Source organism: Streptomyces sp. 15-116A, from assembly GCF_025290915.1.
GTDB lineage: Bacteria > Actinomycetota > Actinomycetes > Streptomycetales > Streptomycetaceae > Streptomyces.
In genome coordinates this window covers 1-23,013 of record NZ_JAOCQE010000083.1, presented here as the reverse complement: position 1 = coordinate 23,013, position 23,013 = coordinate 1, and the positions used below count along the sequence as shown (strand labels likewise).

The 23,013-nt window shown below is 70.7% G+C and carries 26 protein-coding genes, 2 tRNA genes and 1 pseudogene; 11 read left to right on the top strand and 18 right to left on the bottom strand.

Going from position 1 to position 23,013, the window contains the following annotated elements; genetic code table 11:
* A partial coding sequence (locus N4P33_RS16230) for an SPFH domain-containing protein (RefSeq protein WP_260827323.1) occupies positions 1–765 on the top strand: 765 nt, incomplete at its 5' end.
* Between the two features lie 123 nt (positions 766–888).
* Complete coding sequence (locus N4P33_RS16225) at positions 889–1,494, top strand: lytic polysaccharide monooxygenase (RefSeq protein ID WP_260827322.1); 606 nt, start codon at positions 889–891, stop codon at positions 1,492–1,494.
* Between the two features lie 51 nt (positions 1,495–1,545).
* Here the strand turns inward: N4P33_RS16225 and N4P33_RS16220 are convergent.
* From N4P33_RS16220 to N4P33_RS16180, 9 genes are all read right to left on the bottom strand, one after another.
* A tRNA-Lys gene (locus tag N4P33_RS16220) sits at positions 1,546–1,619 on the bottom strand.
* A gap of 177 nt (positions 1,620–1,796) precedes the next feature.
* On the bottom strand, positions 1,797–2,549 hold the full coding sequence (locus N4P33_RS16215; protein WP_260827321.1) for an IclR family transcriptional regulator: 753 nt from the start codon (positions 2,547–2,549) through the stop codon (positions 1,797–1,799).
* 223 nt (positions 2,550–2,772) lie between these two features.
* On the bottom strand, positions 2,773–2,988 hold the full coding sequence (locus N4P33_RS16210; RefSeq protein WP_260827320.1) for a LuxR C-terminal-related transcriptional regulator: 216 nt from the start codon (positions 2,986–2,988) through the stop codon (positions 2,773–2,775).
* Between the two features lie 270 nt (positions 2,989–3,258).
* Positions 3,259–4,047: an ectoine/hydroxyectoine ABC transporter ATP-binding protein EhuA gene (gene ehuA, locus N4P33_RS16205; RefSeq protein WP_399029554.1), complete on the bottom strand. Its 789-nt coding sequence runs from the start codon at positions 4,045–4,047 to the stop codon at positions 3,259–3,261.
* Positions 4,037–4,687, bottom strand: a complete 651-nt coding sequence (ehuD, locus tag N4P33_RS16200; RefSeq protein WP_260827318.1) for an ectoine/hydroxyectoine ABC transporter permease subunit EhuD — start codon at positions 4,685–4,687, stop codon at positions 4,037–4,039. Before ehuD ends, ehuA begins: the two co-directional genes overlap by 11 nt.
* Entirely contained in the window at positions 4,684–5,433 is a 750-nt protein-coding gene (ehuC, locus tag N4P33_RS16195; RefSeq protein WP_260827317.1) for an ectoine/hydroxyectoine ABC transporter permease subunit EhuC, read from the bottom strand. The genes ehuD and ehuC overlap by 4 nt, the downstream gene beginning before the upstream one ends.
* A complete protein-coding gene (gene ehuB, locus N4P33_RS16190; RefSeq protein WP_399029551.1) occupies positions 5,430–6,362 on the bottom strand; it encodes an ectoine/hydroxyectoine ABC transporter substrate-binding protein EhuB in 933 nt (310 codons plus the stop codon). Before ehuB ends, ehuC begins: the two co-directional genes overlap by 4 nt.
* Positions 6,363–6,464: 102 nt before the next feature.
* Entirely contained in the window at positions 6,465–6,953 is a 489-nt protein-coding gene (locus N4P33_RS16185) for a hypothetical protein (RefSeq protein WP_260827315.1), read from the bottom strand.
* A gap of 66 nt (positions 6,954–7,019) precedes the next feature.
* Positions 7,020–7,385, bottom strand: coding sequence for a hypothetical protein (locus N4P33_RS16180; protein WP_260827314.1), 366 nt, complete (start codon positions 7,383–7,385; stop codon positions 7,020–7,022).
* Positions 7,386–7,551: 166 nt separating this feature from the next.
* Here N4P33_RS16180 and N4P33_RS16175 point away from each other — a divergent pair, with 166 nt between their 5' ends.
* On the top strand, positions 7,552–8,046 hold the full coding sequence (locus tag N4P33_RS16175) for a DUF3830 family protein (RefSeq protein ID WP_260827313.1): 495 nt from the start codon (positions 7,552–7,554) through the stop codon (positions 8,044–8,046).
* Here the strand turns inward: N4P33_RS16175 and N4P33_RS16170 are convergent.
* A complete protein-coding gene (locus tag N4P33_RS16170) occupies positions 8,027–9,439 on the bottom strand; it encodes an amidase (protein ID WP_260827312.1) in 1,413 nt (470 codons plus the stop codon). The two genes, N4P33_RS16175 and N4P33_RS16170, sit on opposite strands and share 20 nt — an antisense overlap.
* 17 nt (positions 9,440–9,456) lie before the next feature.
* Positions 9,457–10,404: a D-2-hydroxyacid dehydrogenase gene (locus N4P33_RS16165; RefSeq protein ID WP_260827311.1), complete on the bottom strand. Its 948-nt coding sequence runs from the start codon at positions 10,402–10,404 to the stop codon at positions 9,457–9,459.
* Positions 10,405–10,575: 171 nt separating this feature from the next.
* Here N4P33_RS16165 and N4P33_RS16160 point away from each other — a divergent pair, with 171 nt between their 5' ends.
* Together N4P33_RS16160 and N4P33_RS16155 are read left to right on the top strand one after the other, a co-directional pair.
* The gene (locus N4P33_RS16160) at positions 10,576–11,436 is read left to right on the top strand and encodes an aspartate/glutamate racemase family protein (protein WP_260827324.1); all 861 of its coding nucleotides are present in this window, start codon (positions 10,576–10,578) and stop codon (positions 11,434–11,436) included.
* Complete coding sequence (locus tag N4P33_RS16155; RefSeq protein WP_260827310.1) at positions 11,433–12,164, top strand: decarboxylase; 732 nt, start codon at positions 11,433–11,435, stop codon at positions 12,162–12,164. The genes N4P33_RS16160 and N4P33_RS16155 overlap by 4 nt, the downstream gene beginning before the upstream one ends.
* Before the next feature lie 20 nt (positions 12,165–12,184).
* Here the strand turns inward: N4P33_RS16155 and N4P33_RS16150 are convergent, their stop codons facing one another.
* Positions 12,185–12,574, bottom strand: coding sequence for a VOC family protein (locus tag N4P33_RS16150; protein WP_260827309.1), 390 nt, complete (start codon positions 12,572–12,574; stop codon positions 12,185–12,187).
* Positions 12,571–12,864, bottom strand: a complete 294-nt coding sequence (locus N4P33_RS16145) for a helix-turn-helix transcriptional regulator (RefSeq protein WP_260827308.1) — start codon at positions 12,862–12,864, stop codon at positions 12,571–12,573. The genes N4P33_RS16150 and N4P33_RS16145 overlap by 4 nt, the downstream gene beginning before the upstream one ends.
* Positions 12,865–13,002: 138 nt before the next feature.
* Between N4P33_RS16145 and N4P33_RS16140 the strand changes: the two genes are divergently transcribed.
* The 3 genes from N4P33_RS16140 (at position 13,003) to N4P33_RS16130 (ending at position 14,354) form a co-directional block, all read left to right on the top strand.
* Positions 13,003–13,368: a hypothetical protein gene (locus tag N4P33_RS16140; protein ID WP_260827307.1), complete on the top strand. Its 366-nt coding sequence runs from the start codon at positions 13,003–13,005 to the stop codon at positions 13,366–13,368.
* A gap of 316 nt (positions 13,369–13,684) precedes the next feature.
* Positions 13,685–14,290 carry a bifunctional DNA primase/polymerase gene (locus tag N4P33_RS16135; protein ID WP_260827306.1) on the top strand — a complete coding sequence of 202 codons (606 nt, stop codon included), beginning with the start codon at positions 13,685–13,687 and terminating at the stop codon, positions 14,288–14,290.
* A tRNA-Lys gene (locus N4P33_RS16130) sits at positions 14,281–14,354 on the top strand. The genes N4P33_RS16135 and N4P33_RS16130 overlap by 10 nt, the downstream gene beginning before the upstream one ends.
* 81 nt (positions 14,355–14,435) lie before the next feature.
* On the opposite strand, the gene N4P33_RS16125 is transcribed toward N4P33_RS16130, so the two are convergent.
* The gene (locus N4P33_RS16125) at positions 14,436–15,656 is read right to left on the bottom strand and encodes a M6 family metalloprotease domain-containing protein (protein ID WP_260827305.1); all 1,221 of its coding nucleotides are present in this window, start codon (positions 15,654–15,656) and stop codon (positions 14,436–14,438) included.
* Between the two features lie 422 nt (positions 15,657–16,078).
* Between N4P33_RS16125 and N4P33_RS16120 the strand changes: the two genes are divergently transcribed.
* Positions 16,079–17,980 (top strand): bifunctional diguanylate cyclase/phosphodiesterase, encoded by a 1,902-nt coding sequence (locus tag N4P33_RS16120; protein ID WP_260827304.1) that lies wholly within the window; start codon positions 16,079–16,081, stop codon positions 17,978–17,980.
* On the opposite strand, the gene N4P33_RS16115 is transcribed toward N4P33_RS16120, so the two are convergent.
* Positions 17,956–19,047 (bottom strand): LLM class flavin-dependent oxidoreductase, encoded by a 1,092-nt coding sequence (locus N4P33_RS16115; RefSeq protein WP_260827303.1) that lies wholly within the window; start codon positions 19,045–19,047, stop codon positions 17,956–17,958. The two genes, N4P33_RS16120 and N4P33_RS16115, sit on opposite strands and share 25 nt — an antisense overlap.
* Positions 19,048–19,366: 319 nt before the next feature.
* Between N4P33_RS16115 and N4P33_RS16110 the strand changes: the two genes are divergently transcribed.
* Complete coding sequence (locus tag N4P33_RS16110) at positions 19,367–19,726, top strand: RNHCP domain-containing protein (RefSeq protein ID WP_260827302.1); 360 nt, start codon at positions 19,367–19,369, stop codon at positions 19,724–19,726.
* Entirely contained in the window at positions 19,723–20,145 is a 423-nt protein-coding gene (locus N4P33_RS16105; protein ID WP_399029545.1) for an RNHCP domain-containing protein, read from the top strand. The genes N4P33_RS16110 and N4P33_RS16105 overlap by 4 nt, the downstream gene beginning before the upstream one ends.
* Before the next feature lie 44 nt (positions 20,146–20,189).
* Here the strand turns inward: N4P33_RS16105 and N4P33_RS16100 are convergent, their stop codons facing one another.
* From N4P33_RS16100 to N4P33_RS16090, 3 genes and pseudogenes are all read right to left on the bottom strand, one after another.
* The gene (locus N4P33_RS16100; protein ID WP_399029558.1) at positions 20,190–20,894 is read right to left on the bottom strand and encodes a hypothetical protein; all 705 of its coding nucleotides are present in this window, start codon (positions 20,892–20,894) and stop codon (positions 20,190–20,192) included.
* 112 nt (positions 20,895–21,006) lie between these two features.
* Complete coding sequence (locus N4P33_RS16095; protein WP_260827300.1) at positions 21,007–22,359, bottom strand: AAA domain-containing protein; 1,353 nt, start codon at positions 22,357–22,359, stop codon at positions 21,007–21,009.
* Positions 22,356–23,013: pseudogene (locus N4P33_RS16090) on the bottom strand (hypothetical protein); the annotation flags it as partial. The pseudogene N4P33_RS16090 and the gene N4P33_RS16095, both read right to left, overlap by 4 nt.

The window sequence follows — 23,013 nt, the reverse complement described above, 5'->3', positions numbered from 1 at the left end:
CTGCCGCCGCTGGTGACCGGGGCGTTCGGGCTTCCGGCCCCGGCGGCCGGTCTAGGTCCCGCGCAGTGGGCGGCGTACGCGGGAGCCGGGGCGCTCGGGCTGGTCGGCTTCGGCGGGCTGGCGCGCGGGCGGACCGGACGGGCCTGGGTGCTCGGCCTGTTCGGCCGCTACCGGGGGACCGTCCGGCGCACCGGGCTGCTGTGGCTGAACCCGCTGCTGCTGCGCCGCCGGGTCGACGTACGGCTGCGGCACTGGCGCAGCGAGCCGATGCAGGCGGCCGACCGCAACGGGGTCGCGCTGCGGGTGGTGGTGCTGGTGGTGTGGCGGGTGCGGGACACCGCGCGGGCGACGCTCGGCGTCGAGGACCACGAGACGTACGTGCGTGAGTGCGTCGAGGCGGCGCTGCTGCGGATCCCGGTGGAGGCGCCGGGGGCGGGCAAGAGCGCGATGGAGTCCGCGCAGGACGCGCTGACCCGGCTGGTGGCGGAGGACACCGCGCCGGTGGGGGTCGAGGTGTTCGCGGTCCGTCCGGTCCGGGTGGAGTACGCGCCCGAGGTGGCCGCGGCGATGCACCGGCGCAGGATCGCCGCGCTCGACGCCCAGCACCGGGCGAGCGTGCTCACCTCGGTCGTGGACTCGGTGGAGGACACGGTGACCCGGCTGACCGTGCGCGGCCTGGTGGACCTGGACGACTACGAGCGCAAGGCGCTGGTGAGGGACCTGACGGTCGCGTTCTGCGCGGGCCGGCACGAGACGGGACCGTGAACGCCCGGGGAACAGGTCGGCCGATTGGTATGGACATGTTCAACTAACGGCAATACGCTGACGCTTGGTCTAGACCTAGTGCACGGCTCACTGAACTTCCCCCACGTTTCCAGGAGCGGCAGCATGCGCACACGGACCAAGCTGTACGCAGCCGCGGTGGGACTGGCCACGACCGGAGCGCTCGTACTCTCCTCCGGCGGGGCCAGCGGCCACGGCTACACCGACCTGCCGATCAGCCGGCAGAAGCTCTGCCAGAACGGCAGCGTCACCAACTGCGGCGCCATCCAGTGGGAGCCGCAGAGCGTCGAGGGCCCGAAGGGCTTCCCCGCCTCCGGCCCCGCCGACGGCCAGATCTGCTCGGGCAACAACACGCGGTTCGCCCAGCTCGACAGCCCGAGGACCCCCTCGGGCGGAGCCTGGCCGACCACCCAGGTGACCGGCGGCCAGAACTACACCTTCCGGTGGCAGTTCACGGCGATGCACGCCACCACCGACTTCAAGTACTACGTCACCAAGCCGGGCTGGAACCAGAACCACAACCTGTCCCGGTCCGACCTCAACCTCACCCCGTTCCTGACCGTCCCCTACAACGGCCAGCGCCCGCCGCAGACGCTCTCCCACAGCGGCAGGCTCCCGTCCGGGCTCAGCGGCCACCACGTCATCCTCGCGGTATGGACGATCGCCGACACGGGCAACGCGTTCTACGCCTGCTCGGACGTCACCTTCTGATTCCGGGCACGCCAAGAGGGGCCTCTCGCTCCCACGAGAGGCCCCTCACTGTGCGCCGCCAGGGACTCGAACCCCGGACCCGCTGATTAAGAGTCAGCTGCTCTAACCAACTGAGCTAGCGGCGCATGACTCACGCCGTCCGCGTCCCGCGGGCGGCGTCGACGTAAATACTACCTGGCCGAACGGGGTGCTCTCGACCAACGTCAGGTGGACGAACCTCAGGGGCGCGGGGCTGTGCTCGATGTGCGGCTGCCGCCGCGCGGGCGCGACCAGCCACAAAGCACCCGCACCCGAACGACGACCTAGATCGCCAAAGACAAAAGCACCGGCGCCGCATTCCGATTCAGCGCATCCGCCGCTTCCCTCAGCCGATGCGCATGCTCCACCGGCAGGGACAACGCAAGGCTCCCCACCGACGAGCCCGCGGTGATCGGAACGGCCGCGCACACCGTCCCCACCGCGTACTCCTGAAGATCCAGCACCGGAACCGTCGGCGGCTGCGCCTCCAGCCGGGACAGCAGCAGCCGGTCACTCGTGATCGTGCGCGAGGTGAGCCGCGCGGGCCGGTAACGGGCGAGATGATCACGCCGGCCCTGATGGTCGAGCTGCGTGAGCAGACTCTTGCCGACCGCCGTCGCGTGCGCGGACACCCGGAAGTCCACCCACTCGTTGACCTTCGGGGTGGCCGGACCGTCCGCGTACTGCGTGACCTTGACCTCGCCGTCGACGTACCGGCTCAGATACACCGCCGCACCCACGCTGTCCCGCAGCCGCTCCAGCGTGTCCTGGAGCTTCTCGCGCAGCGCCTGCTCATGACCCTGGGCCGAGCCGAGGCGGGCGAACGCCTCGCCGGCGACATACCCACCGTCGGCGAGCTGCTCGACGTAGGACTCGCGGACCAGCATCCGCAGCAGCGCGGTCAGCCGCTCGGGCCCGAGCCCGGTCGCGCGGGCGAGCTCGGCGTCGCCGATCCCGCCGCTGTGCCGCGCCACGGTCTCCAGCACCCGCAGGGCGTTCCGGACCGAGCGGTACGGCGCGGTCGGCTCCAGCCTCATCACTGCTCACCTCGCACTGCGCTCGCTCCAAAGGGCCGCAATCCGGTCGGCGAATCCCCTCCACGATAGCCGCGAAACAGGCCTGGCAGCCCCGCAGTTGGCTAGTTTCCTCGGTGCTCCCTGACCTCGCTCGGCGGTCCTGACCAGGGAACTATGCATGACGCATATGCCAGCGGTCGGCCCTGGGTGTCGCGAGGGACGCGGCACCCAGGGCCAAGCACCCTTAAAGGGCAGCAGATTGCCTCTCCGGGCAGATCAACTCGTGGTGCACGGCGGCGACAACGGCGGCCTCCAGCCTCGTGTTGAGCCCGAGCTTCTCGATGATGTGCGCGACGTGGGCCTTGGCGGTGCGCTCAGCGATACCCAGCCGCCGGGCCAGCGTCCGGTTGGGTATGCCTCCCCCCAGCAGGGCCAGTACTTCCCGTTCGCGATCGGTCAACTCCTCGATGGGTGGCGTTCCGGCAGCTGCCCGAAGGACGAGCTGGCAGGAGCAGGTGACGGAGCATGCGGTCGGAGTGGTCGTTGCAGTGGACACGGAATTCCCCGTTCCCCGTTGACGTTGTCTCACTGGTAACGGCCACTGTAGATCACCCCGTTCGCTGCAGGAATCAGTTCAGGCCCCGGTCAGCGCACCCTCCTGCTCAAGAAACCGTTGTGTGCCCAAGCTGTGAAGAAACATAGAGTTTGCGATTGCGCATGAATTCGAGCCCTAGAGGACAGCGCTCAGGAACTCCCGCGTGCGTTCGTGGTCGGGGTCGCCGAAGAGCTTCTCCGGAGGGCCCGACTCGATGACGCGGCCGTTGTCGAACATGAGTACCTGGTCCGAGATGTCCCTGGCGAAGTTCATCTCGTGCGTCACGCAGAGCATGGTGATGTCGGTGCTGTGGGCGATGTCGCGCAGCACGTCGAGGACGCCGGCCACGAGTTCGGGGTCGAGCGCCGAGGTCACCTCGTCCAGCAGAAGCACCTGCGGTCGCATGGCCAACGCCCGGGCGATCGCGACTCGCTGCTGCTGTCCCCCGGACAGGTGTGCCGGATATGCGTCGCACTTGTCGGCGAGGCCTACCAAGTCCAGTAGTTCCCTTGCCTTGGCCTCGGCTTCGTCCTTTGACATGCCGAGGACGGCGACAGGTGCCTCAGTTACGTTCCGCAGCACCTTCATGTTCGGGAAGAGGTTGAACTGCTGGAAGACCATCCCGATCTTCTTGCGCACCTCGCGGATCTGCTTCTCGGGCGCTGGGTAGAGCTGTTCCCCATCTACCGTGATCGTGCCCTCGTCGGGTTGGACCAGGGTCATCAGCAGACGCAAGATGGTCGTCTTGCCGGATCCCGACGGTCCGATGAGAGTGACGTGTTTTCCTGCGTTCACTGAGAAGTCGAGTTGGTCGAGAACAGTGTTCTCGCCGAAGCGTTTGGTGACCTTTGCGAGACGTATCACCTCACGGTGTTCCAAGTCGGGACGGGGGGTCTGAGGTGTGGGCTCGGTTTCAGCGGACAAGACGGCGCTCCAGGGCTCGGAGAAGAAGTGAGGCGGGGTAGGCGATGAGGATGAAGGCGATACCGACCAGCACGATCGGCTCATTCATGTGGAAGGTCTGCGATCCGAACTGACGAGCCTCACCCAGCATCTCCAGAACGCCGATGGTCATCAGCATCGGTGAGTCCTTCAACATGGCAATGACGTAATTTCCCAGGGCAGGCACCACGCGCCGCAGTGCCTGGGGCAGAATCACCGCGGTCCATGTGCGAGAGCGGGGAAGGCTGAGGGCGGTCGCCGCCTCCCACTGCCCTGCGGGTACACCGTCGATGCCGGCGCGGTACACCTCCGCCGTGTACGTCGAGTAGTGCAGCCCGAGGCCGACGACGCCCGTGGTCAGCGCAGAGAGTGTCAAGCCCCACTCGGGCAGCACGTAGAAGATGAAGAAGAGCTGCACGAGCAGCGGGGTGTTGCGGAGGAACTCCGTGACCGCGGTGACCGGCCAGCGCACCACCTTCAGCGACGACCGCTGGGCCAGAGCCCAGAACAGCCCGAGTACGAAAGCGATCAGCGAGCCCAGCACCAGGGCTTGGAGAGTGACCAGCACACCGTCCCAGAAGGACGGGAGAAAGTCCTGCAGTGTGCTCCAGCTCCAGTTCATGCGGCACCTCCGGTGGCCGACGAGTCGGCGATGAGGTCCTTACGGGAACCAGGACCGGTCTTCCGGGCGAGCGTCGTCCTCCTGGGCGTGGCCCGTCCGACGTTGGCTTTGGCTCTGCGCTCGACCACGCGCATGACGCGGGTGAGGACAAAGGCGAGCACGAAGTACATGATGAGGATGACGGTGTACACCGGGGCGCTCTCACCGGTGGCGTTGCGGACCAGCTGAGCCGCGAACGTGATGTCGCCGACGCCGAGAACAGACACCAGAGCGGTGCCCTTCAGCAGTTCGATGAGCAGATTGTTGAACGGAGGGACCATCTCCGGCCAGGCCTGCGGAAGAACGATCTTCCGCAGTCGCTGGAGGGGTGTGAAGCCCAGTGCCACACCGGCCTCCGCCTGGGCCGGCGGCACCGCGGCCACCGCGCCACGCACGATCTCGGAGCCGTAGGCCCCGTACGTGCAACCAAGGGTGAGGACGGCTGCCCACATCGGGACAAGCTGCCATCCGAGAGTCAGCGGCACCACGAAGAAGACCCAGATCATCAGTACCAGGGCCGAGGTGCCGCGGAAGATTTCGAAGTACGCACCCGAGAGGAAGCGGACGATCCACAGCCGATGGGTTCGGGCCAGCCCCACGACGAAGGCGACCACCGCGCCGAGAGCGGCGCTGAAAGCGGTCAACTGAACGGTCGTCCAAACGCCCCTGAGAAGGATCTCCCACAGACCCGAGCTGATGTCACTCATGGGCGGCACTTCTCCTCGGCCGTGAGGGACGTCATCTGGTCCTTGGTGAATCCGAAGGGCCGCATGATGTCGAGCAACTCACCGCTGCGCTTCATCTTGTGCAGCTCCCGGTTGAACGCATCACGCAGGTTGCGCTCCGGTTTGCGGAAGGCGAACCCCCCGACGTCGACGACCGGCTTCCCGTCCACGTACGGTGTGACCTCGTCGGTCGCCTCCACCTTTGTGCTGCCGGTCTGCTCGACAACGTTGCGCACCGTGACGGCTGTTCCGGCGAACACATCCACCCGGCCCTGCTCGACGGCGAGGAGACCGGCCAGCTGGTCGGGGAGGGTGTCGATCTTCTTGACCCCCGCCTCCTTGGCGTAGTCGATCTCCGCGTAGCCGATGCCGGTGGCCATGCGAGCGCCGGTGCGGGCTATGTCGGCATACGAACGAAGGTTCTTGGGGTTGCCCGCGGGGACGATGAAGGCGTCCTTCATCTGGTACTCAGGGTCGGCGAAAAGGACCTGCTCGCAGCGTTCAGGGTTGATGTACATGCCGGCGGCCACCACATCGAACTGCAGCGAGTTGAGGCCGAAGATCAGCGAGCCGAACTCGGTCGGGAACGGTTCGACCCGCTCGACACCGAGCCGCTTGAAGATGCGGGTGGCGATAGCAGGAGCAGAACCGGTGATCTCTCCGTCCTTGCCTATGTATCCGTAGGGCTGTTCGCCCGCGATGCCCAGGCGCACGGTGCCTCTGGCCCGGAGTTGCTGCAGCAGCTGCCCGCCGTCTCCGGTGTCCGCGGTGGCCACGCGGCTGCACCCGCTTGCCGCACCGACCGCGCCCGTGGCGGCCAGGGCGGCCGTTCCGGTGAGCATCAGGCGGCGGGAGATGGCGGGGCGGCCTCTGGACCGTGAGCCGTTGTCGACTGCCTGTTCTGGAACCATGGGCGCGCCGCTACCCAGGTCGGCGTCGAGTATGCCCGTTCGTTTGTGGAAGCGTCGTGTCCGCGCCCGGCGCCCTGTGGTCGGGCGCCGGGCTTGACGGGTTCAGTACTTCACGCAGGCCCGAGCCTCACTCCGGAACTGCGGTCCATCTGCGAGGGGGAAGTTCCAACTCCCCATCATGCAGATCTTTTGCGTGCCCTTCGGGTTGGCCAGCTTGACGGTGTTCGTCGTGGCGGTTTTGCCGCTTCCCTGTCGCTTCGTCACCTGCTTCACCTTCTTGTTGTCGATGCTGAGCAGGCCGGCTAGGACATGGGAGGACCCGTACTCGCAGGTGCTCTTCAGGTACCCGGAAGCGGTCTTCGGCGTGACGCTGACGACGGCGTGGACCCGGCACCCCGGCTTCTTGCCGCTGATCCGGATGACCTTGCCCTTGGCGGCGGCGACCTTGGTGGCCTGGGCGGATGTGCCGGCCGAGTCGGTGGCGTGTGCGGAGCCCATACCGAGGCCGCTCATGGCGACGGCGGCGGCGGTCAATGCTCCGGTGACGCCAAGGCGCCGGCCGTACAAGGTAGAGGCGGTGCTGAGAGGCATGTGTCTCCTTTTAGTGCCGGAATACGCACTCTTCGTATGTGCTTCCCGTGCGACGCGGGAAAGGGATCACCACTTCAAGGCGATGCTCGTGCTCTTGCGATACGGCATGGTGAGCTTCAGATTCCCCTTGGGCATGTTCTTGCAGGTGAACGTCTTCGGCTTTTTCCAGTTCTCGCGGATTTCGCCCGTGCACACGATCTTTCCCTTGTGGCGGATATCCCAGCCGTAACGCATCGAGCCGTTTCCGCTGTTGTCGACCGTGACCCGTACCGTTCCCTTCTTCGGGTGGTACTTCGTGATCACACAGTTGCCCGGCCCGCCGCCGCACTTCTTGTTGAAGGTGGCAGCTTGGGCGGGAGAAACAGTGCCGAGCGCCACACCCGCGCTCATGGCTACGGCAAGAAATCCGAGCGCTGCGCGTTGCTTCGTCATTCAGAGATTCCTCTCGGATGGGCGATTGCCGACACTCGAATTCTGCTGGGGAATTCGGTCGGAGCGCCATAGACCTTTGGGGAGGTGGCCCAAAGTGCAACGCTCCGCCGTGCGTGAGTGGCGTGCGACGCGGGTAGGCACGGGGCAAGCAATCTGTGGAGGCGAAATGGCAGAGCGCAGGGTCGAAGTCTCACTCACCCGGCGCGGGGTCCGCGGCACGGCGCGGCTGCTCGACGACAGAGCTCCGTTGACGTGCGCGGCGGTTTGGGATGCCCTGCCGCTCAGTGGCGACGTCTACCACGCCAAGTACGCACGCAACGAGATCTACGCTCTTTTCCCGCCGTTCGCGGAATCGGAGCCACCCCTGGAAAATCCGACAGTCACCCCTATCCCGGGAGATCTCTGTTATTTCTCCTTCGCCGGTGCCGAACTGGGCACCAAGGCCTACGGCTACGACCGTGAGGTCAAGCCGGGGACGACGGTGGTGGACCTGGCCCTGTTCTACGAGCGGAACAACCTGCTCCTGAACGGCGACGTCGGCTGGGTGCCCGGCATCGTGTGGGGCCAGGTGGTGGAGGGCCTGCCGGAACTGGCCGACGCCTGCAACGACCTGTGGCGCACCGGCGCGGCGGGGGAGACCCTCAGTTTCCGCCGGGCCTGAGCCCCACGGCCACCCCCGCTTCGTACAGCGCGTGGGCCGCCCGCAGCACGAGGGTGTCCTGGTGGCGGGCGGCCACCAGGTGCAGCCCGATGGGCAGTCCGTCGGCGTCGGTGCCGACCGGCACGCTCGCCGCGGGCTGCTGCGTCATGTTGAACGGGTAGGTGAACGGGGTCCAGCCCGTCCAGCGGCGGTGGCCGGAACCCTTCGGTGCCTCCGTGCCCGCCTCGAACGCCGTGATCGGCAGCGTCGGCGTGACCAGCAGGTCGTAGGTCTCGTGGAAGCGGCCCATGCGCCGGCCCAGGTCCATGCGGACGTCCACCGCGGCCAGATAGTCCAGCGCCGAGTACCGGGCACCCGTCCCGCAGATCTCCCGCAGCCCGGGGTCGAGCAGCTCCCGCTGGTAGCGCGTGAGGTGCTGCACCACCCGGGCCGCCCCCGAGAACCACAGCGTGTGGAAGGCCTCCACCGGCTCGCTGAAGTCCGGGTCGGCCTCCTCGACGTACGCCCCGAGCCCCGCCAGCCGCTCCACCGCCCGCCGCACCGCCGACGCCACAGCCGGCTGCACCGCCACCTGTCCGCCCAGCGACGGCGAGTACGCCACCCGCAGCCCGCGCACCCCGCCCGCGAGCCCTTCCGTGAAGGAACCGGGCGCCGGTCCGAGCGCCGACCAGTCACGGGAGTCCGGCCGGCCGATGACGTCCATCAGCAGCGCCGCGTCCGCCGCGTCCCGGGTCATCGGCCCGACATGCGCGAGCGTGCCGAACGCGCTCGCCGGATACAGCGGCACCCGCCCGTACGTCGGTTTCAGCGCGAAGATCCCGCAGAACGCCGCCGGGATCCGGACACTGCCCCCGCCGTCCGTGCCGAGCGCCAGCGGCCCCGCGCCCCGCGCCACGGCCGCCGCCGCGCCCCCGCTGGAGCCGCCCGCGGTGCGGGACGGGTCGTGCGGGTTGCGGGTGATCCCGCTGAGCGGGGAGTCCGTGACGCCCTTCCAGCCGAACTCCGGCGTCGTCGTCTTGCCGAGGAACACCGCGCCGTGCTCCCGCAGCCGGGCCACCGACGGCGCGTCCTCGTCCCAGCGGCGCCCCTCCGGGTCGATGGTCAGCGAGCCCTTCAGGGTGGGATGGCCGCGCAGCAGCAGGATGTCCTTCACCGTGACCGGCACCCCGTCGAGCAGCCCGCACGGCTCACCGCGCCGCCACCGCTCCTCCGACTCGGCGGCCTGCTCCAGCGCGTCCTCGTCCGTGATCCGCACGAACGCGTTCAGCTCCGGCTGGATCTCCTCGGCCCGGCGCAGCGCCGCCCGGGTCGCCTCCACGGGGCCGAACGCGCCCCCGCGGTAGCCGTCGAGCAGTTCCACGGCGGTCAGTTCGGTGAGGTCGCGGTCCGTCATCCACCCTCCCGGGGACGTCAGTGTCCGGGTACATACCCACGCTGCTTGTCGACCACGTTCACCAGCGGCTGCCCCGCCGCCCAGCGCTCGTACAACTCCACGAACTGCGCGCCGAGTTCGTCCCGCCAGCCGATCGTGTCCCCGCTCATGTGCGGCGACACGATCAGCCCGGGGACCTCCCACAGCGGGCTCTCGGGGCCGAGCGGCTCGGTCTCGAAGACGTCCAGCGCGGCGCCCGCGATCCAGCGCCGCCGCAGCGCCTCGGCGAGCGCCTCCTCGACGACGAGGGGGCCGCGTCCGATGTTGATGAAGTGGGCGGAGGGCTGCATCACGTCGAAGCGGCGCGCGTCGAACATGCCCCGCGTCCGCTCGGTCAGCGGTGCGGCGGCGATCACCCAGTCCGCGCGGGCGATCAGCCGGTCCAGGTCGTCCGGGCCGTGGATGCCGGTGCGCGGCCTGCGGCCGACCAGGGCGGTCGTGACGTCCAGCGCCTTCAGCGTCCGGGCGATGGCCCGCCCGATCGGCCCGGAGCCGACGACCACCGCCCGGGTCCCGGCGAGCCTGCGTGACTCCCGGTGCCGCCAGGTCCGCTCCCGCTGGAGCTCCAGTGTCCGCGGCAGATCCTTGGCGAGCGCCAGCACGAGGGCGGCGACGTACTCGGCGATCGGGCCGTCGAAGACCCCGCGCGCGTTGGTGACCACCGTGTCGGAGGCGGCGAGTTCCGGACACATCAGATGGTCCACGCCCGCGCTCGCCGTGTGCACCCAGCGCGGCCGGGGCCCGTCGCCGGGCCAGGCCTTGCGTACGGCGTGCGAGGTGAAGTCCCACACGAGCAGGACGTCGGCGTGCGGCAGGCGCTCGGCGAGCGTGGACTCGTCCGTGTGCTCGATCCGCGCCCGGCCGGTGAGCCGGCCCAGCCGGGGGAGCGGATCGGCGTCCAGGACGAGCAGGGTGGGGGTGGTCATGGGCCGCCGTTCCTCCGCGCGGGCCGGGGGGTCTCCGGGATGTGCCGGGCGTCTGAGATGCGCGGATTGACCACGCTCGCACCCGAACCTACCGTCGTCAACACGGGCGTATCCACGAACCGTTGTGTGGCTCTTCGCGTGTTCTTCTCCCAGCGTGAGGCCGGTGCTGTCATGGACGTCTCCTTTCTCGGCGGACCGAGCCCGCAGCGCGGGGTCGGGGTGGTCGCCCCCTTCGACTTCGCCCTGGACCGCGAGCTGTGGCGATGGGTGCCCGACGACGTGTCCCTGCATCTGACCCGTACCCCGTACGTGCCGGTCGAGGTGAGTCTCGACCTGGCCCGGATGATCAGCGAGCACGAGACCCTCGGCGACGCGGTGCGCACCCTCACCGCGGTCGCGCCCGAGGTCGTCGCCTACGCCTGCACGTCCGGCAGCTTCGTCGGCGGCATGGTGGGCGAGCGCGCGATGTGCGAGGCGATGAGCCGGGCCGGCGCGATCCCGGCGATCACCACCTCGGGCGCGCTGCTCGAAGCACTGGTGGAGCTGGACGTACGCCGCGTCGCGCTGGTGACGCCGTACACGGTGTCGGTGACGCGGGGGCTGGAGACCTATGTGGCGCAGGCGGGCGTCACGGTCACCGGCTGCGCCTTCATGAGCCTGACCCGGCACATCTGGAAGGTCACCTACCGCGAGGTGGTCGACATGGCCCGCCGGGCGGCGGTCCGCGGCCGGCTCGGCACGGCCGACGCGCTGTTCCTGTCCTGTACCAACCTGCCGACGTACGACGTGATCCCGCAGCTCGAGGCCGAACTGCGCATACCGGTCATCTCGGCCAACCAGGTGACCATGTGGGCGGCGCTGCGCCGATTGGGTACACGCGCGGTGGGACCGTATCAGGCGCTGATCGACCTGTCGGCGCGCACCGGCCCCGTGCTGCCGGACCCGAGGCCGGGCTCCGTGGTGCAAGACATGCAGCACATGCAGCACATGCAGGACATGCCGGAAGAGAAGCAGCAGGAAGGCTGGACATGACCGCACTGGGCATCCTCTACCCGGGCCACTCCGCCGAGGACGACTACCCGCGCATCGAGCAGCTGCTGGGCAGCGACGTCCGGGTGGACGTCGTGCACACCGACATCGGCGAGGACGCGCACCGGGTGGACGCGCTGCGGGAGATGGGCTCGGCCGAGCGGCTGGCGGCCGGCGTCGAGGAGCTGCGGCTCGCCGGCCCGGACGCGGTGGTGTGGGCCTGCACGTCCGGCAGCTTCGTGCGCGGCTGGGAGGGAGCGCACGAGCAGGTCCGCTCGCTGGCCCTGGCGGCGGGCATGCCGGCCTCCTCGACGTCCTTCGCCTTCGTGCACGCGGTACGGGAGATCGGGGCGCGCAGGGTCGCGATCGGGGCGACGTACCCCGACGACGTGACCGCCCTCTTCGCCGACTTCCTGCGCGCGGGCGGCGTGGAGGTGACCGGGGCGCGCAGCTCCGGGATCATCACGGCGGCGGAGGTCGGCACCTGGGGCGAGGACGAGGTGTTCATGCTGGCCCGCACCGCCGACCGCCCCGACGCGGACGCCCTGCTCCTGCCGGACACGGCCCTGCACACGGCGGCGCACATCCCGGCCCTGGAGAAGGACCTCGGCAAGCCGGTCCTCACCGCCAACCAGGTCACCGCCTGGGAGGCCCTGCGCCTGGCCGACCGCCGGGTCAACGCGCCGTCGCTGGGGGCGCTGTTCACCCGGGAGCCGATCGTGCAGGTGTGACCCGCGGGGGTCCGCGGGCCCTACTTGCTGTGGACGATCTGGATCAGGTTCCCGCAGGTGTCGTCCAGGACGGCGGTGGTGACCGGGCCCATCTCCAGGGGCTCCTGGGTGAAGGTCACGCCGAGGGCCCGCAGCCGCTCGTGCTCGGCCCGGACGTCGTCCACGGCGAAGGAGGCGGCCGGGATGCCGTCCTGGACCAGCGCCGTCTTGTAGGGACCCACGGCCGGGTGGCCGGACGGCTCCAGGAGCAGCTCGGTGCCGTCGGGGTCCTCCGGGGAGACCACGGTCAGCCAGCGGTCCTCGCCGCCCATCGGGACGTCGTGCTTCTTCACGAAGCCCAGCGCCTCGGTGTAGAAGCGCAGCGCCTTCTCCTGGTCGTCGACGAAGACGCTGGTCAGATGGATCCTCATGGGGTGCCCTCCCGGGCGTCGGGCCTGAGCCATCGGGTGACGATGTGCTCCAGGGGTGCGGTGTTCAGGTCATGAAACTTGTATCGGCCCTGGCGGCGGGTCCTGACGAGGCCCGCGGACTCCAGGACGGCCAGATGCTGGCTGATCGCCTGGCGGGACAGCCCCAGGCCGTGCTTGGTCACCAGCCGTGTGCAGATCTCGAACAGCGTCTGGCCGTCGCGCTCGACCAGCTCGTCGAGGATGCGCCGACGGGTGGGATCGGCCAGCGCCTTGAAGACATCCTCCGCCATGTCCGCCACGATATGCAAGTAGCGACTTGCCTATCAAGGGGGCCGCGGGAAGGGGCGAGGCCCTCTTGCGCACGCGCGGGACAATGGACGGTGGCCCACTCTCCAGGGGTCGATCGCGACGTACGAGAAGGAGAAGACATGGCGGAGCACACGCCGCGTCGGGACCAGCCGCGGCTACGCCCCGCGCCCCTGCTCTTCGAGCCCGCGGAGGCGGCCTCCGACCCGGAGCACTTCTTCGACCTGGAGTCGATCGACGATCCGCGCGCGCTCCTCGAGCGGGCGACGGAGCTGACCCTCGCGTTCCGTGCCGCGGCGGACCGGGCGACGGAGTACCAGGCGATGGCGGCGGCCCAGCTCGCCGACCCCCGCCGCTTCGACCGGCTGACCACCGCGGACATCGCCGAGCGCGCCGAGTGGACCGAGGACTACGCGAAGCGGATGGTCGAGTTCGGCCGGGACCTGCTGCGCGGCGGCGAGGGCAACGGCTTCGCCGATCCCGTATAGCCGGGAAGCCCTTAGGCCCTGTCGTGAAATCCCCGTCTGCCTGGCGACGTCATGCACGCACTCTCGCCGCACCGGGCGCCGACCACGTACAACCAGTACGCCGGTCGACGCCCGGCACGCCGAGAGCACGCACCTGACGCCGCCAGGCCCGCCCTCCGGGCGGACGACGGGGATTTGACGACAGGGCCTAGCGCCACCCCGCTCGAACAGGCGTGGCATATGCCAGGTGGGCACGATACTCCCCGCCCCCACCCGCTGTCCCGGATTCCGGCAACCGCCTGAAGTCGTGCGCTCACGACCGGTACATGTAGTCGCCATGAGCAGCACACGGAATGCCTCCGACGTCAGCGGTGTCACCCCGGACGGCGCCGCCTGGCTGGCCTCCGCAGGAACGTATCCGCGCAGCACCCTCTCGTACTGGCGGGAGCGCCCGGACGCCCCGGTCGTGCTGCCCTGCGGGGTCGTCTTCGACGTGGTCAGCACCCCCGCGATCTTCGGGCGCCGGATGCTGGACCGGATGTGGGACGAGGGGCCGGGCTCGGGCCCGGTGGCGGAGTTCCGCGGCCGCATGCTGCTGTTCGCGGCGGCCGGCACCGCCCAGCGGCTCCCGGCCCTGCTGGAGTGGGAGGAGTGGGGCGCGCACGGCAGGCCCCACGGCCGTACGGACGCCGTGCCCCCGCTGCTGTGCCACGGCACCGGCGACGCGGTCACCGTCCCGGCCCTCGTCGGTGCCGCGTCCCCGTCGCCGGCCCGTTCCGGATCGCGCTGGCTGGTGGCGCCGGACACACGTCATCCCTGGTTACCGGGCCCGGAGGTGCTGCTGTGGGCGGCCGTGCGGGCGGCCCGGGCGGCGGTGCGGATATCGATTTTTCCTCCCCCGGATCAGGGTGCTAATGTCTACGACGTCAGCAGGCGCCGCTAGCTCAGTTGGTTAGAGCAGCTGACTCTTAATCAGCGGGTCCGGGGTTCGAGTCCCTGGCGGCGCACGACACGAAGAAGGCCTCCTGCGAGAGCGGGGGGCCTTTCTCGTGCCCTGATGATCAGCCGGTCGTGATCACCCGGCTTGATCAGCCGGTCGTGATCTTCACCGTCCAGGCTCCCGAGGCGGTACGCCCCTCCACCTCCACCCGTACGTTCTCGCCCGGCACCGTGAAGCTCTCGCCGAGGGCGACCGGGGCGTCCGCCAGCGGCGGGTAGACCGAGTCCTCCCAGCAGGCCTCCGTCTCCGGGTGGGCGTCGATCACCTCGATGGGGCCGCCGCCGGACTGGGTGCCGCTGGTCACCCGGTAGACCAGCACCCCCTGCCGGCAGGCCGCCGAGTCGTTGCCGACCGGGCCGCGCGCCTCGAAGGCGAGCACGCTGTCCGGGCCCGTGCGCACCACCGCCAGCTTGGTGCCCCTCCCGAGCCCGAAGGACGGCGCCCCGGCGGCCCCCGTCACCGGCACCCCGGGCCCCGCCGCCAGCGGCTCCAGCGTCAGCCGCACCGGGCCCGCGTCCTGCACGCACCGCACCTGCCGGCGCTCCAGCCAGCCCAGCTTCCACTTGTGCCAGCCGAACAGATCCGGGGCGAGGGCGAACTGGCTGCCCATCAGGTCCCAGTCGCCGACATGCGTGTCCCAGTCGCCCTTGCCGTCCACGGGCCGGTTGTAGAGGTCGGGCAGGTCGAAGACATGGCCGGTCTCGTGGGCGAGGACCAGCCGGTCCGGGGGATGGTTCTCGAACACGGTGACGAAGCGGCGGATGTCACGGCCGTCGGCCCGCAGCGGGGTGTCCAGGTTGACGACCTTGGTCGCGTCGGAGTCCACCCCGGGCGCGTCCGGGTCGGCGACGAAGTAGACGACGTCGTACCGGGAGAAGTCCACGTGCGCGTCGGTCACCGCGAGCGCGTCCCGCAGATAGGCCGCGCGGTGGGAGATGGTCCAGTCGCGCTGTATGGCGTACGCCGTGGAGGGGCGCGGCATCCGGATCCACTGCCGCAGGGCGTGCGGGCGCAGCGTGAACTTGCCGTAGGAGGCCCGCCGGAAGAAGTCGCTGGTGGCGGGGAAGTGGTCGGCGGCGAGTTCCCCGGGCGTGGTCAGGGGGTGGGAGTCCGGGAACGACAGGAACACCAGGACCGCGTCCAGCCGGCGGGTGGGCCGGGGGTAGGCGGCGTTCCAGGTGTCCAGGCCCTCCGAGTGGTGCGCGTCGGTCCGGGTCAGGGCGCAGGGGGCGGCGGAGAAGGGCTCGTCGTCGACCGAGGGGGCGGTGACGAGCGAGGTCGCCGCGAGCGCGGACATCGTGGTGCACATCGCGGCCGTGGTGCGCAGCCGGGGGCGTCCACCCAGTCGGCCCAATCCCCTGAGAGCCTCGCGGCCGAGTCCTCTCAGGGGGAGCTGACGCGGCACGGGGACCTCCGGGGGACGGTTCACGGGACACCGCACCCAGATTGGGAGGATTTGTCGTACTGCGCCCTGTTTGGCTGCTCCGCTCGGGTGAGGAGTGCGTCCGTCCGTGGGCGTCCGACACCCCCGAACCACTCACGGAACGTCACAACTGGTCGGAGGCCTGAAGAACGCGTCCACCTGCGGGCAGAAACGATCTGGCAGAGATGCGGGACCGTCCTGGACACTGGACAGTGGCTGCACGGCCCTTGGGCCAGCCTCTATGATCGGCACACTTTCCTGAGACTTTCCTGCACGGACAGCGATCGAGTGCACTGCGGGAGCGAGCGGTGAGCGGAACGTCCGAAGGGCCGGCGCCCGCAACAGATCTCGAGCGGCCGGTCGTCACAGAGAGTGAGATCGTCACGTCTCCCGGTACCGAACCCACGTCGCCGCCGTCGCCACCCCTGTCGGTCCCGTCCGACCCGGAGTTCGCGCCGCGCTACCGCTCCGCGTTCGAGGCCGCCCCGCTCGCCATGGCCGTCGTCGACCGCGAGGGCATGGTCGTCAGCGCCAACCACACCCTCGCCGCCCTGGTCGGCAGCGACCCGGACAGCCTCGCCGGAGCCGTCGCCGCCGACCTGGTGGACCTGTCCTCCGACGCCCGCACCTGGCACGCCTACCGCGAGGTGCTGCGCGGCCGCCAGGCCAAGCTGCGCTGCACGCGCCGGCTCAAGCACCCCGAGGGCCACTCGCTGTGGGTGCGGGTGACGGTCACCCCCCTGCCCGACGACACCGACGGCGCCGTCCTGCTCTCGGTCGCCGACATCAGCGCCCGCCGTGAACTCCAGGCCCGGCTGCGGCACTTGCAGATGCACGACCCGGTGACCCGGCTGCCCAACCGCACCCTGTTCTTCGAACGGCTCACGGCCGCGCTGGAGGCGGAGGCGTACGAGCAGAGCGGCACCGGCCGGATCGGGCTGTGCTACCTGGACCTGGACGGCTTCAAGGCCGTCAACGACACCCTCGGCCACCGCGTCGGCGACCGGCTCCTCGCGGCCGTCGCCGAACGCCTGACGCGCTGCGCCGAGGAGGCCGGCCGGGCCAGGCCGGCCAGGGCGGGCACGCCTCTGGTGGCGCGGCTCGGCGGCGACGAGTTCGCGCTGCTGGTCGAGGACTCCACGGGCACCGAGCAACTCGCCGACCTCGCCGAGTCGTTGCTCGCCGCGATCCAGGAGCCGTACGACCTGTCGGGGCAGCGGCTGTCGGTGTCCGCGTCGATCGGCGTGGTCGAACGCCATGCGGCGGGCACCACCCCCACCGCGCTGATGCAGGCCGCCGACACGACGCTGTACTGGGCGAAGGCCGACGGCAAGGCCCGCTGGACGCTGTTCGACCCCGAGCGCAACGCCCACCGCATGACCCGGCAGGCCCTCGCCTCCACACTCCGACCGGCCATCGACCGGGGCGAGTTCGCGCTGGAGTACCAGCCGCTGGTCGGCATGGAGGACGACCGGGTGCACGGCGTGGAGGCGCTGATCCGCTGGCACCACCCGCAGTTCGGCACCTTGACGCCGAATCGGTTCATCGGATTGGCGGAGGAGGACGGCTCGATCGTCCCGCTCGGCCGCTGGGTGCTGCGCACCGCCTGCCGCCAGGCCCGCCGCTGGCAGGTGGAACACCCCGACGAGCCGCCGATCTTCGTCAGCGTGAACGTGGCGGTGCGCCAGGTCTGGGACTCGGACCTGGTGGCCGACGTCGCCGAGACCCTGACGGAGACGGGCCTGGCCCCGCACCTGCTCCAGCTGGAGCTCACCGAGTCCGCGGTGATGGGCTCGGCGGGCCGCCCCCTCCAGGCGCTCAAGGCGCTCAGCGACATGGGCGTCCGCATCGCCATCGACGACTTCGGCACCGGCTACTCGAACCTGGCCTACCTCAGCCGCCTGCCGGTGTCGGTCCTGAAACTGGACGGCTCCTTCGTGCGCGGCTTCCAGTACGAGGAGCGCGCCGCGACCCCGCCGAACCCGGCGGACGAGGTCATCGTCGAGGCGATGGTCCAACTCGCCCACCGCCTGGGCCTCACGGTCACCGCGGAGTGCGTGGAGACCTCGGCCCAGGCGACCCGCCTGCGCCGGATCGGCTGCGACACCGGCCAGGGCTGGCTGTACTCGCGTCCGGTGCCGCCGGATCGTATCTCCGAGCTGCTGGGCAGCCCGGAGGCGGGAGTTCAGGTGGGCGTCGGCAACCCGTAGGCATCGGCGACGAGTTCGTAGGACCGCAGGCGTACGTCGCCGCTGTGCGCGTTGGCGGTCAGCATCAACTCGTCGGCGCCCGTGCGCTTCTGCAGCTCGTCGAGCCCCGCGCGCACCTCGTCCGGGGTGCCGTGGACGACGTTCGCGTTCCAGGAGTCGACGAACTCCCGCTCCATGGGGGAGAAGTCGTAGTGTTCCGCCTCTTCGGGGGTGGGCACGAGCCCCGGCCGCCCGGACCGCAGCCGCACCATGTTGAGCGCGGCGGCCAGCACCTGCCGGCGGGCCTCCTTCTCGTCGTCGGCGGCGAGCGCGGAGACGCCGATCAGGGCGTAGGGCCGGTCGAGGACGGCACTGGGCCGGAACGACTCGCGGTAGAGGTCCAGGGCGGGGACGGTGTTCCGCGCGGAGAAGTGGTGCGCGAAGGCGAACGGCAGCCCGAGGGTCCCGGCCAGCCGGGCACTGAACCCGGAGGACCCGAGCAGCCAGATCGGCGGCCGGTGCGGCGACTGCACCCCGCCCGGCGAGGTGGCCTGGACCGGCCCCGGTACGGCGTGAATACGGCGGTACGGATGCCCGTCGGGGAAGTCGTCGTCCAGGAACCGGATCAGCTCGGCGAGCTGCTGCGGGAAGTCGTCCGCGCCCTCGTTCAGCCGGTCCGTGCGGCGCAGCGCGGCGGCGGTGGCCCCGTCCGTCCCCGGGGCCCGGCCCAGGCCCAGATCGATCCTGCCCGGCGCCATGGCCTCCAGCGTCCCGAACTGCTCGGCGATGACGAGCGGGGCGTGATTGGGCAGCATGACGCCGCCCGAGCCGAGCCGAATGCGGTCGGTGTGGGCGGCGAGGTGGGCGAGGATCACGGCGGGGGAGGAGGAGGCGACGCCGGGCATGGAGTGGTGCTCGGCGACCCAGTACCGGTGAAAGCCACGGGCCTCGGTGAGCCGGGCCAGGGCCACGCTGGTGCGCAGCGCATCGGTGGCGGTGCGCCCGGCACCGACCGTGACGAGGTCGAGGACGGAGAGGGGCACGGGGGCGGTGCCGGCGGCTGCGCCCCTGATCTCGTCTGCGGCCACGGTGGGGTGCCTCCTGTGTCGTACGTGAGCGGGCGGTGCTGCGCCGGTGTCTAACAGGAGACGGTCCCCGCTTATTCCCTGCCGGGTGCTGGGAGAGGGGATATTCGCTGGCGTGCCCCGCGCCCGGGCGCCTACGCTGGCGGCGCCCTTCGTCCGAGGACCGACCGCTGGAGAGAGTGTTTTATGACCCGGACCGCGCCGAGCGCGCCTCGCCGTACCGCCGACCGCCGTACCGTCTGACCGACCGCACGCGGTTCTTTTCGCCGAGGCCCTCGGCCTGCTCTTGCTGTCCTGGCACGACTCTCAGCAAGGAGCACCGGTGTCCAAGCCGGCCCACACCCTCACCATCGATTCCTTCACCTGCGCGTGGTGCGGCCTGACCGTGTCCGCCTACGCAGCCGACGGCACCCGCCGCAACCACTGCCCGTCCTGCCTGCACTCCCGGCACGTCATCGACCATGTCGAAGGCGGCCCGAGCGACTGCCACGGCCGGATGAGCCCGATCGCCATCGCGGTCTTGCGCACGGGCGACTGGATGGTCGTCCACCGCTGTGTGCGCTGCGACGAGCTCACCTCGAACCCGGTCTGCGCGGACGACAACCAGCTCATCCTGATGCGCATGGCCGTCCGCCCGCTGGCGCAACCCCCGTTCCCGCTCGAAGCGTTCGGCACGCTGTGAGCGGGGCGAGGAGAGGCGAGCGGCGGGGTGCGTCCAGAGGGGAGCGGCGGCCGGGTACGTCCCGCCGCACCCGGCGTGACGGGGCGGGTGACTTCCGCTGCGCGGGCTGCCGCCTCACGGTACCCGCGCGGGCACCCGGCACCGCACACCGCAATCACTGCCCGAACTGCCTGGTCAGCCTCCACGTGGACCGCCGGGTCCCGGGCGACCGGAGGGCAGGCTGCGGTGGCCGCATGGAGCCCCTGGGCATGGCGGTACGCCCGGACGGCGAGTGGCTGCTCATCCACGAGTGCCTGACCTGCGGCGAACTCAGCATCAACCGCATCGCCGGCGACGACAACGCCCGCGCCCTGGTCCGCCTGGCCCTGAAGCCACTCCAGGACGGGACGATCACCGCTCGCGCGGTGCAGGCCCTGTAGGGACAGCCCGGGACCCGGTCGTTCCGGGTCCCGGGTCCCGGGTGTCAGGACCGCCGGGGCGGCACGCGCCAGTACTGGCGGTTCTTCTCGTCGCGTACGACCACGCCGAGGCGTCGGAGTTCGCGGCACAGTTCGCGGGTGTCCCCGGAGTCGTCCCGCTCGCGGGCCTTCGCGCGCGCCTTCAGCAGCGCGTCCGCGCCCTCGGGGAGGCCGGGGGTTCCCGGGACCCAGCGGCGCCATGCGTCTCGGTGCGGGTCCTCGGCCTCCCAGCGGTAGCCGTGGGCGGTGAAGGCGTCCGCCAGGTCGTCCCAGGGCAGGCCGCTCTCCTCGCGGGCGAGTTCCATGCCGTCCGGGGCGAGCAGGACGAGCTGCTTGCCGTCGCGGAACGCCGAGGCGATGTCGCCGTGCGCGAACTCCTCGGACGTCTCCCGGATCGTGAGGACGACCTGGTCGTCGGTGATCCGCACCGACAGCGACTCGTGCACCGCGATGAGACCGATCAGCAGACCCAGCAGCGCCCCCACGGCGACGGCGCCGATGGTGAGACCCGGCTCCGGGATCGATGTCAGCAGCTTCGCCGGTCCCTTGAGCGGTGCCCACTTCAGCGTCACGAGCCACTTGGCGAGCAGCGTGGCCAGCCAGCCGACGACCGCGCCGCACACCACACAGACAACCGTGACGAACCGGGCCGACTCCGCGAGTTCAGTGGCCTTCCGCGCCTGCGCGGACGGCTTCTTGTCCAAGTCCACTCTCATCCCCCGTAGTTCCGACTCCAGCCTCCCGAGTGTGCTCCGGGACGCGGCGGCCTGTCGTCGGCCGATGGTCTACGGGGACTGCGACTTTGGTCGCGCGTGGCGCGGCTCAGGGTCTCCACAGCACCCGGTGCCGCGCCAGATGCGCCAGCACCGCGTGGTTGGCCTCCCAGCCGTCCGGGAACTTCACCAGGGTGCCGAGCTGGACCGGTTCCGTGGACGGGTAGTCGTCCAGGAGGTCGGTCACGCCCTCGCGGCAGACGACGATGCAGGCGTGGCGGTGGCGGGAGGCCAGGACGCAGAGGCGGCCGGTCTCCAGGTGGAACGCCGTGGCGTCGGGGCGGCCCGACAGGGGGTGCAGGACGACCGTGACGTCGTACTCGCGGCCCTGGAGGCGGTTGGCCGTGTCGACGGTGACGTCCGTGACGTCCAGCTCCGCCAGCGCCGCGCGTACCGCTGCCGCCTGGTCGCGGTGGGCGGTGCCCACGGCGATGCGGTCCGCCGTCAACGCCGTGGGGTCCGGGGAGCGTTCCGACGTCGCCTCGCCCGCGCGGTCCAGCAGGCGGCGTACGACCATGGCCACCGCCCCGACCGCCTCCGGGTCCGTGCGCGGGGTGTGCGCGGCGGGGAGTTGCAGCAGGCCCCAGCCCGTCTCGGCGGCCTCGTCGATCACACGGTCCGGGGCCGTGCCGTCGGACGGGACGGCGAAGGCCAGGCGGCGGTCGCCGTGGTCCGTGCCGCTGCGGAAGGGCGTGTACGGGTAGAAGGCGTCCGAGACCAGGGGGGCCGCCGAGGCCGGGAGGCGCCAGGAGACCGGCAGGCGGTGCTGGGGGAGGTCCGGGTTGTGGGCCAGCAGCGTGGTGACGGCGGAGGCCGACGGGTCGTACGACAGGCCCGCCCACTGCTCGCTGCCGACGATCGCGAACGGGTCCAGCTGACCCGGGTCGCCGACGAACAGCGCCCGCTCGAACAGGCCCGCCACGGCGAGCAGCGCGTCCGAGCGCATCTGGTACGCCTCGTCGACGATCGCGTGCCGCCAGGGCTCGACGCCCTTGACGTGCGCCCACTTGGCGGCCGTCGACAACACCACGTCCAGGCCCGCAAGGTCCCCCGCCTTCGCCGACGTGCGGACGTTGGGCAGGTCGTCCAGGGCCTTGTCGTACGGGTCCGTGTCGCTGCTGTGCAGGCGGCCGACCGGGAGGTCCGGGTTCTTCTCGGCCAGGCGGAGCACCAGGTCGTCGACCTGCGCGTTGGTCTGCGCCACCACCATCAACGGGCGGCCCGCCTCGGCGAGTTCCAGTGCCGCGCGCACCACCAGCGTGGACTTGCCGGCGCCGGGCGGGGAGTCGACGACCACGCCGCGCGCGGTGCCGTGCAGCGTGTCGTGCAGGATCGCCTCGGTGGCGCGCGTGGCCGCGGTGCCGGGATCCGACACCTCGTGAGTCAGGGCCTGAGTGGTCACAGGACGTCCTCCTCCGTCACCGGGTCGGCGGGTTCGGCCACCGGCTCCTCACCGGGCGGGCCGCCGTGGGTCCAGGGCGTCTCCTCCGGGTCGGGGAGCTTCGCGCCGCCGCGCGGCTCGTGCTCGAAGAGCGTGAAGCAGATCCGCTCGCCCTTCTCCGGGACCGATCCCTGCTCGGGCTCCCTGCCGCGGCCCATCTTGTCCAGGATCCGCAGGACGAGGACGCCGCCGTCCTCCTCGCGCGCGACGAACTCCGCCGTCTGCGGCTTGCCGCCCAGCGACCGGTACACGCGGGCCCGTTCGCCCAGGTGCGGGCGGTCGTCCGTGCGGACGGTGAGCAGGGGGCGGGGGCTCGGGCGCTTGCTCTCGGTGTAGGTCATCACCACATCGGTGACCTCGCCGACGAAGGCCTCACCGGACAGCCGGCGGGCCGCCATCACGAGCGGGTCGTCCAGCGCCTCCTGCGCCTCCAGGCGGGCCTGTTCACGCTCGCGCGTGGCGAGCTTGTTGGCCGCCGTCACCGCGTCGTCGCGGCGGGGCTGCGGCGGCTCACCGGCCGCCACCCGGTCGCGGTGGCCGGTGAACGACCAGCGGTCGCGGGTCCACCGCTCCTCGACATGCGCGCCCTCGGGCAGCTCCCGCAGCAGGTCCAGG

Bases quoted from the DNA above. Each gene is read 5' to 3' on its own strand.
- N4P33_RS16225 (WP_260827322.1), top strand. From the start codon at position 889: ATGCGCACACGGACCAAGCTGTACGCAGCCGCGGTGGGACTGGCCACG.
- N4P33_RS16215 (WP_260827321.1), bottom strand. From the start codon at position 2,549: ATGAGGCTGGAGCCGACCGCGCCGTACCGCTCGGTCCGGAACGCCCTG.
- ehuD (WP_260827318.1), bottom strand. From the start codon at position 4,687: ATGAACTGGAGCTGGAGCACACTGCAGGACTTTCTCCCGTCCTTCTGG.
- ehuC (WP_260827317.1), bottom strand. From the start codon at position 5,433: ATGAGTGACATCAGCTCGGGTCTGTGGGAGATCCTTCTCAGGGGCGTT.
- ehuB (WP_399029551.1), bottom strand. From the start codon at position 6,362: ATGGTTCCAGAACAGGCAGTCGACAACGGCTCACGGTCCAGAGGCCGC.
- N4P33_RS16185 (WP_260827315.1), bottom strand. From the start codon at position 6,953: ATGCCTCTCAGCACCGCCTCTACCTTGTACGGCCGGCGCCTTGGCGTC.
- N4P33_RS16180 (WP_260827314.1), bottom strand. From the start codon at position 7,385: ATGACGAAGCAACGCGCAGCGCTCGGATTTCTTGCCGTAGCCATGAGC.
- N4P33_RS16175 (WP_260827313.1), top strand. From the start codon at position 7,552: ATGGCAGAGCGCAGGGTCGAAGTCTCACTCACCCGGCGCGGGGTCCGC.
- N4P33_RS16170 (WP_260827312.1), bottom strand. From the start codon at position 9,439: ATGACGGACCGCGACCTCACCGAACTGACCGCCGTGGAACTGCTCGAC.
- N4P33_RS16165 (WP_260827311.1), bottom strand. From the start codon at position 10,404: ATGACCACCCCCACCCTGCTCGTCCTGGACGCCGATCCGCTCCCCCGG.
- N4P33_RS16160 (WP_260827324.1), top strand. From the start codon at position 10,576: ATGGACGTCTCCTTTCTCGGCGGACCGAGCCCGCAGCGCGGGGTCGGG.
- N4P33_RS16155 (WP_260827310.1), top strand. From the start codon at position 11,433: ATGACCGCACTGGGCATCCTCTACCCGGGCCACTCCGCCGAGGACGAC.
- N4P33_RS16150 (WP_260827309.1), bottom strand. From the start codon at position 12,574: ATGAGGATCCATCTGACCAGCGTCTTCGTCGACGACCAGGAGAAGGCG.
- N4P33_RS16145 (WP_260827308.1), bottom strand. From the start codon at position 12,864: ATGGCGGAGGATGTCTTCAAGGCGCTGGCCGATCCCACCCGTCGGCGC.
- N4P33_RS16140 (WP_260827307.1), top strand. From the start codon at position 13,003: ATGGCGGAGCACACGCCGCGTCGGGACCAGCCGCGGCTACGCCCCGCG.
- N4P33_RS16135 (WP_260827306.1), top strand. From the start codon at position 13,685: ATGAGCAGCACACGGAATGCCTCCGACGTCAGCGGTGTCACCCCGGAC.
- N4P33_RS16125 (WP_260827305.1), bottom strand. From the start codon at position 15,656: ATGTGCACCACGATGTCCGCGCTCGCGGCGACCTCGCTCGTCACCGCC.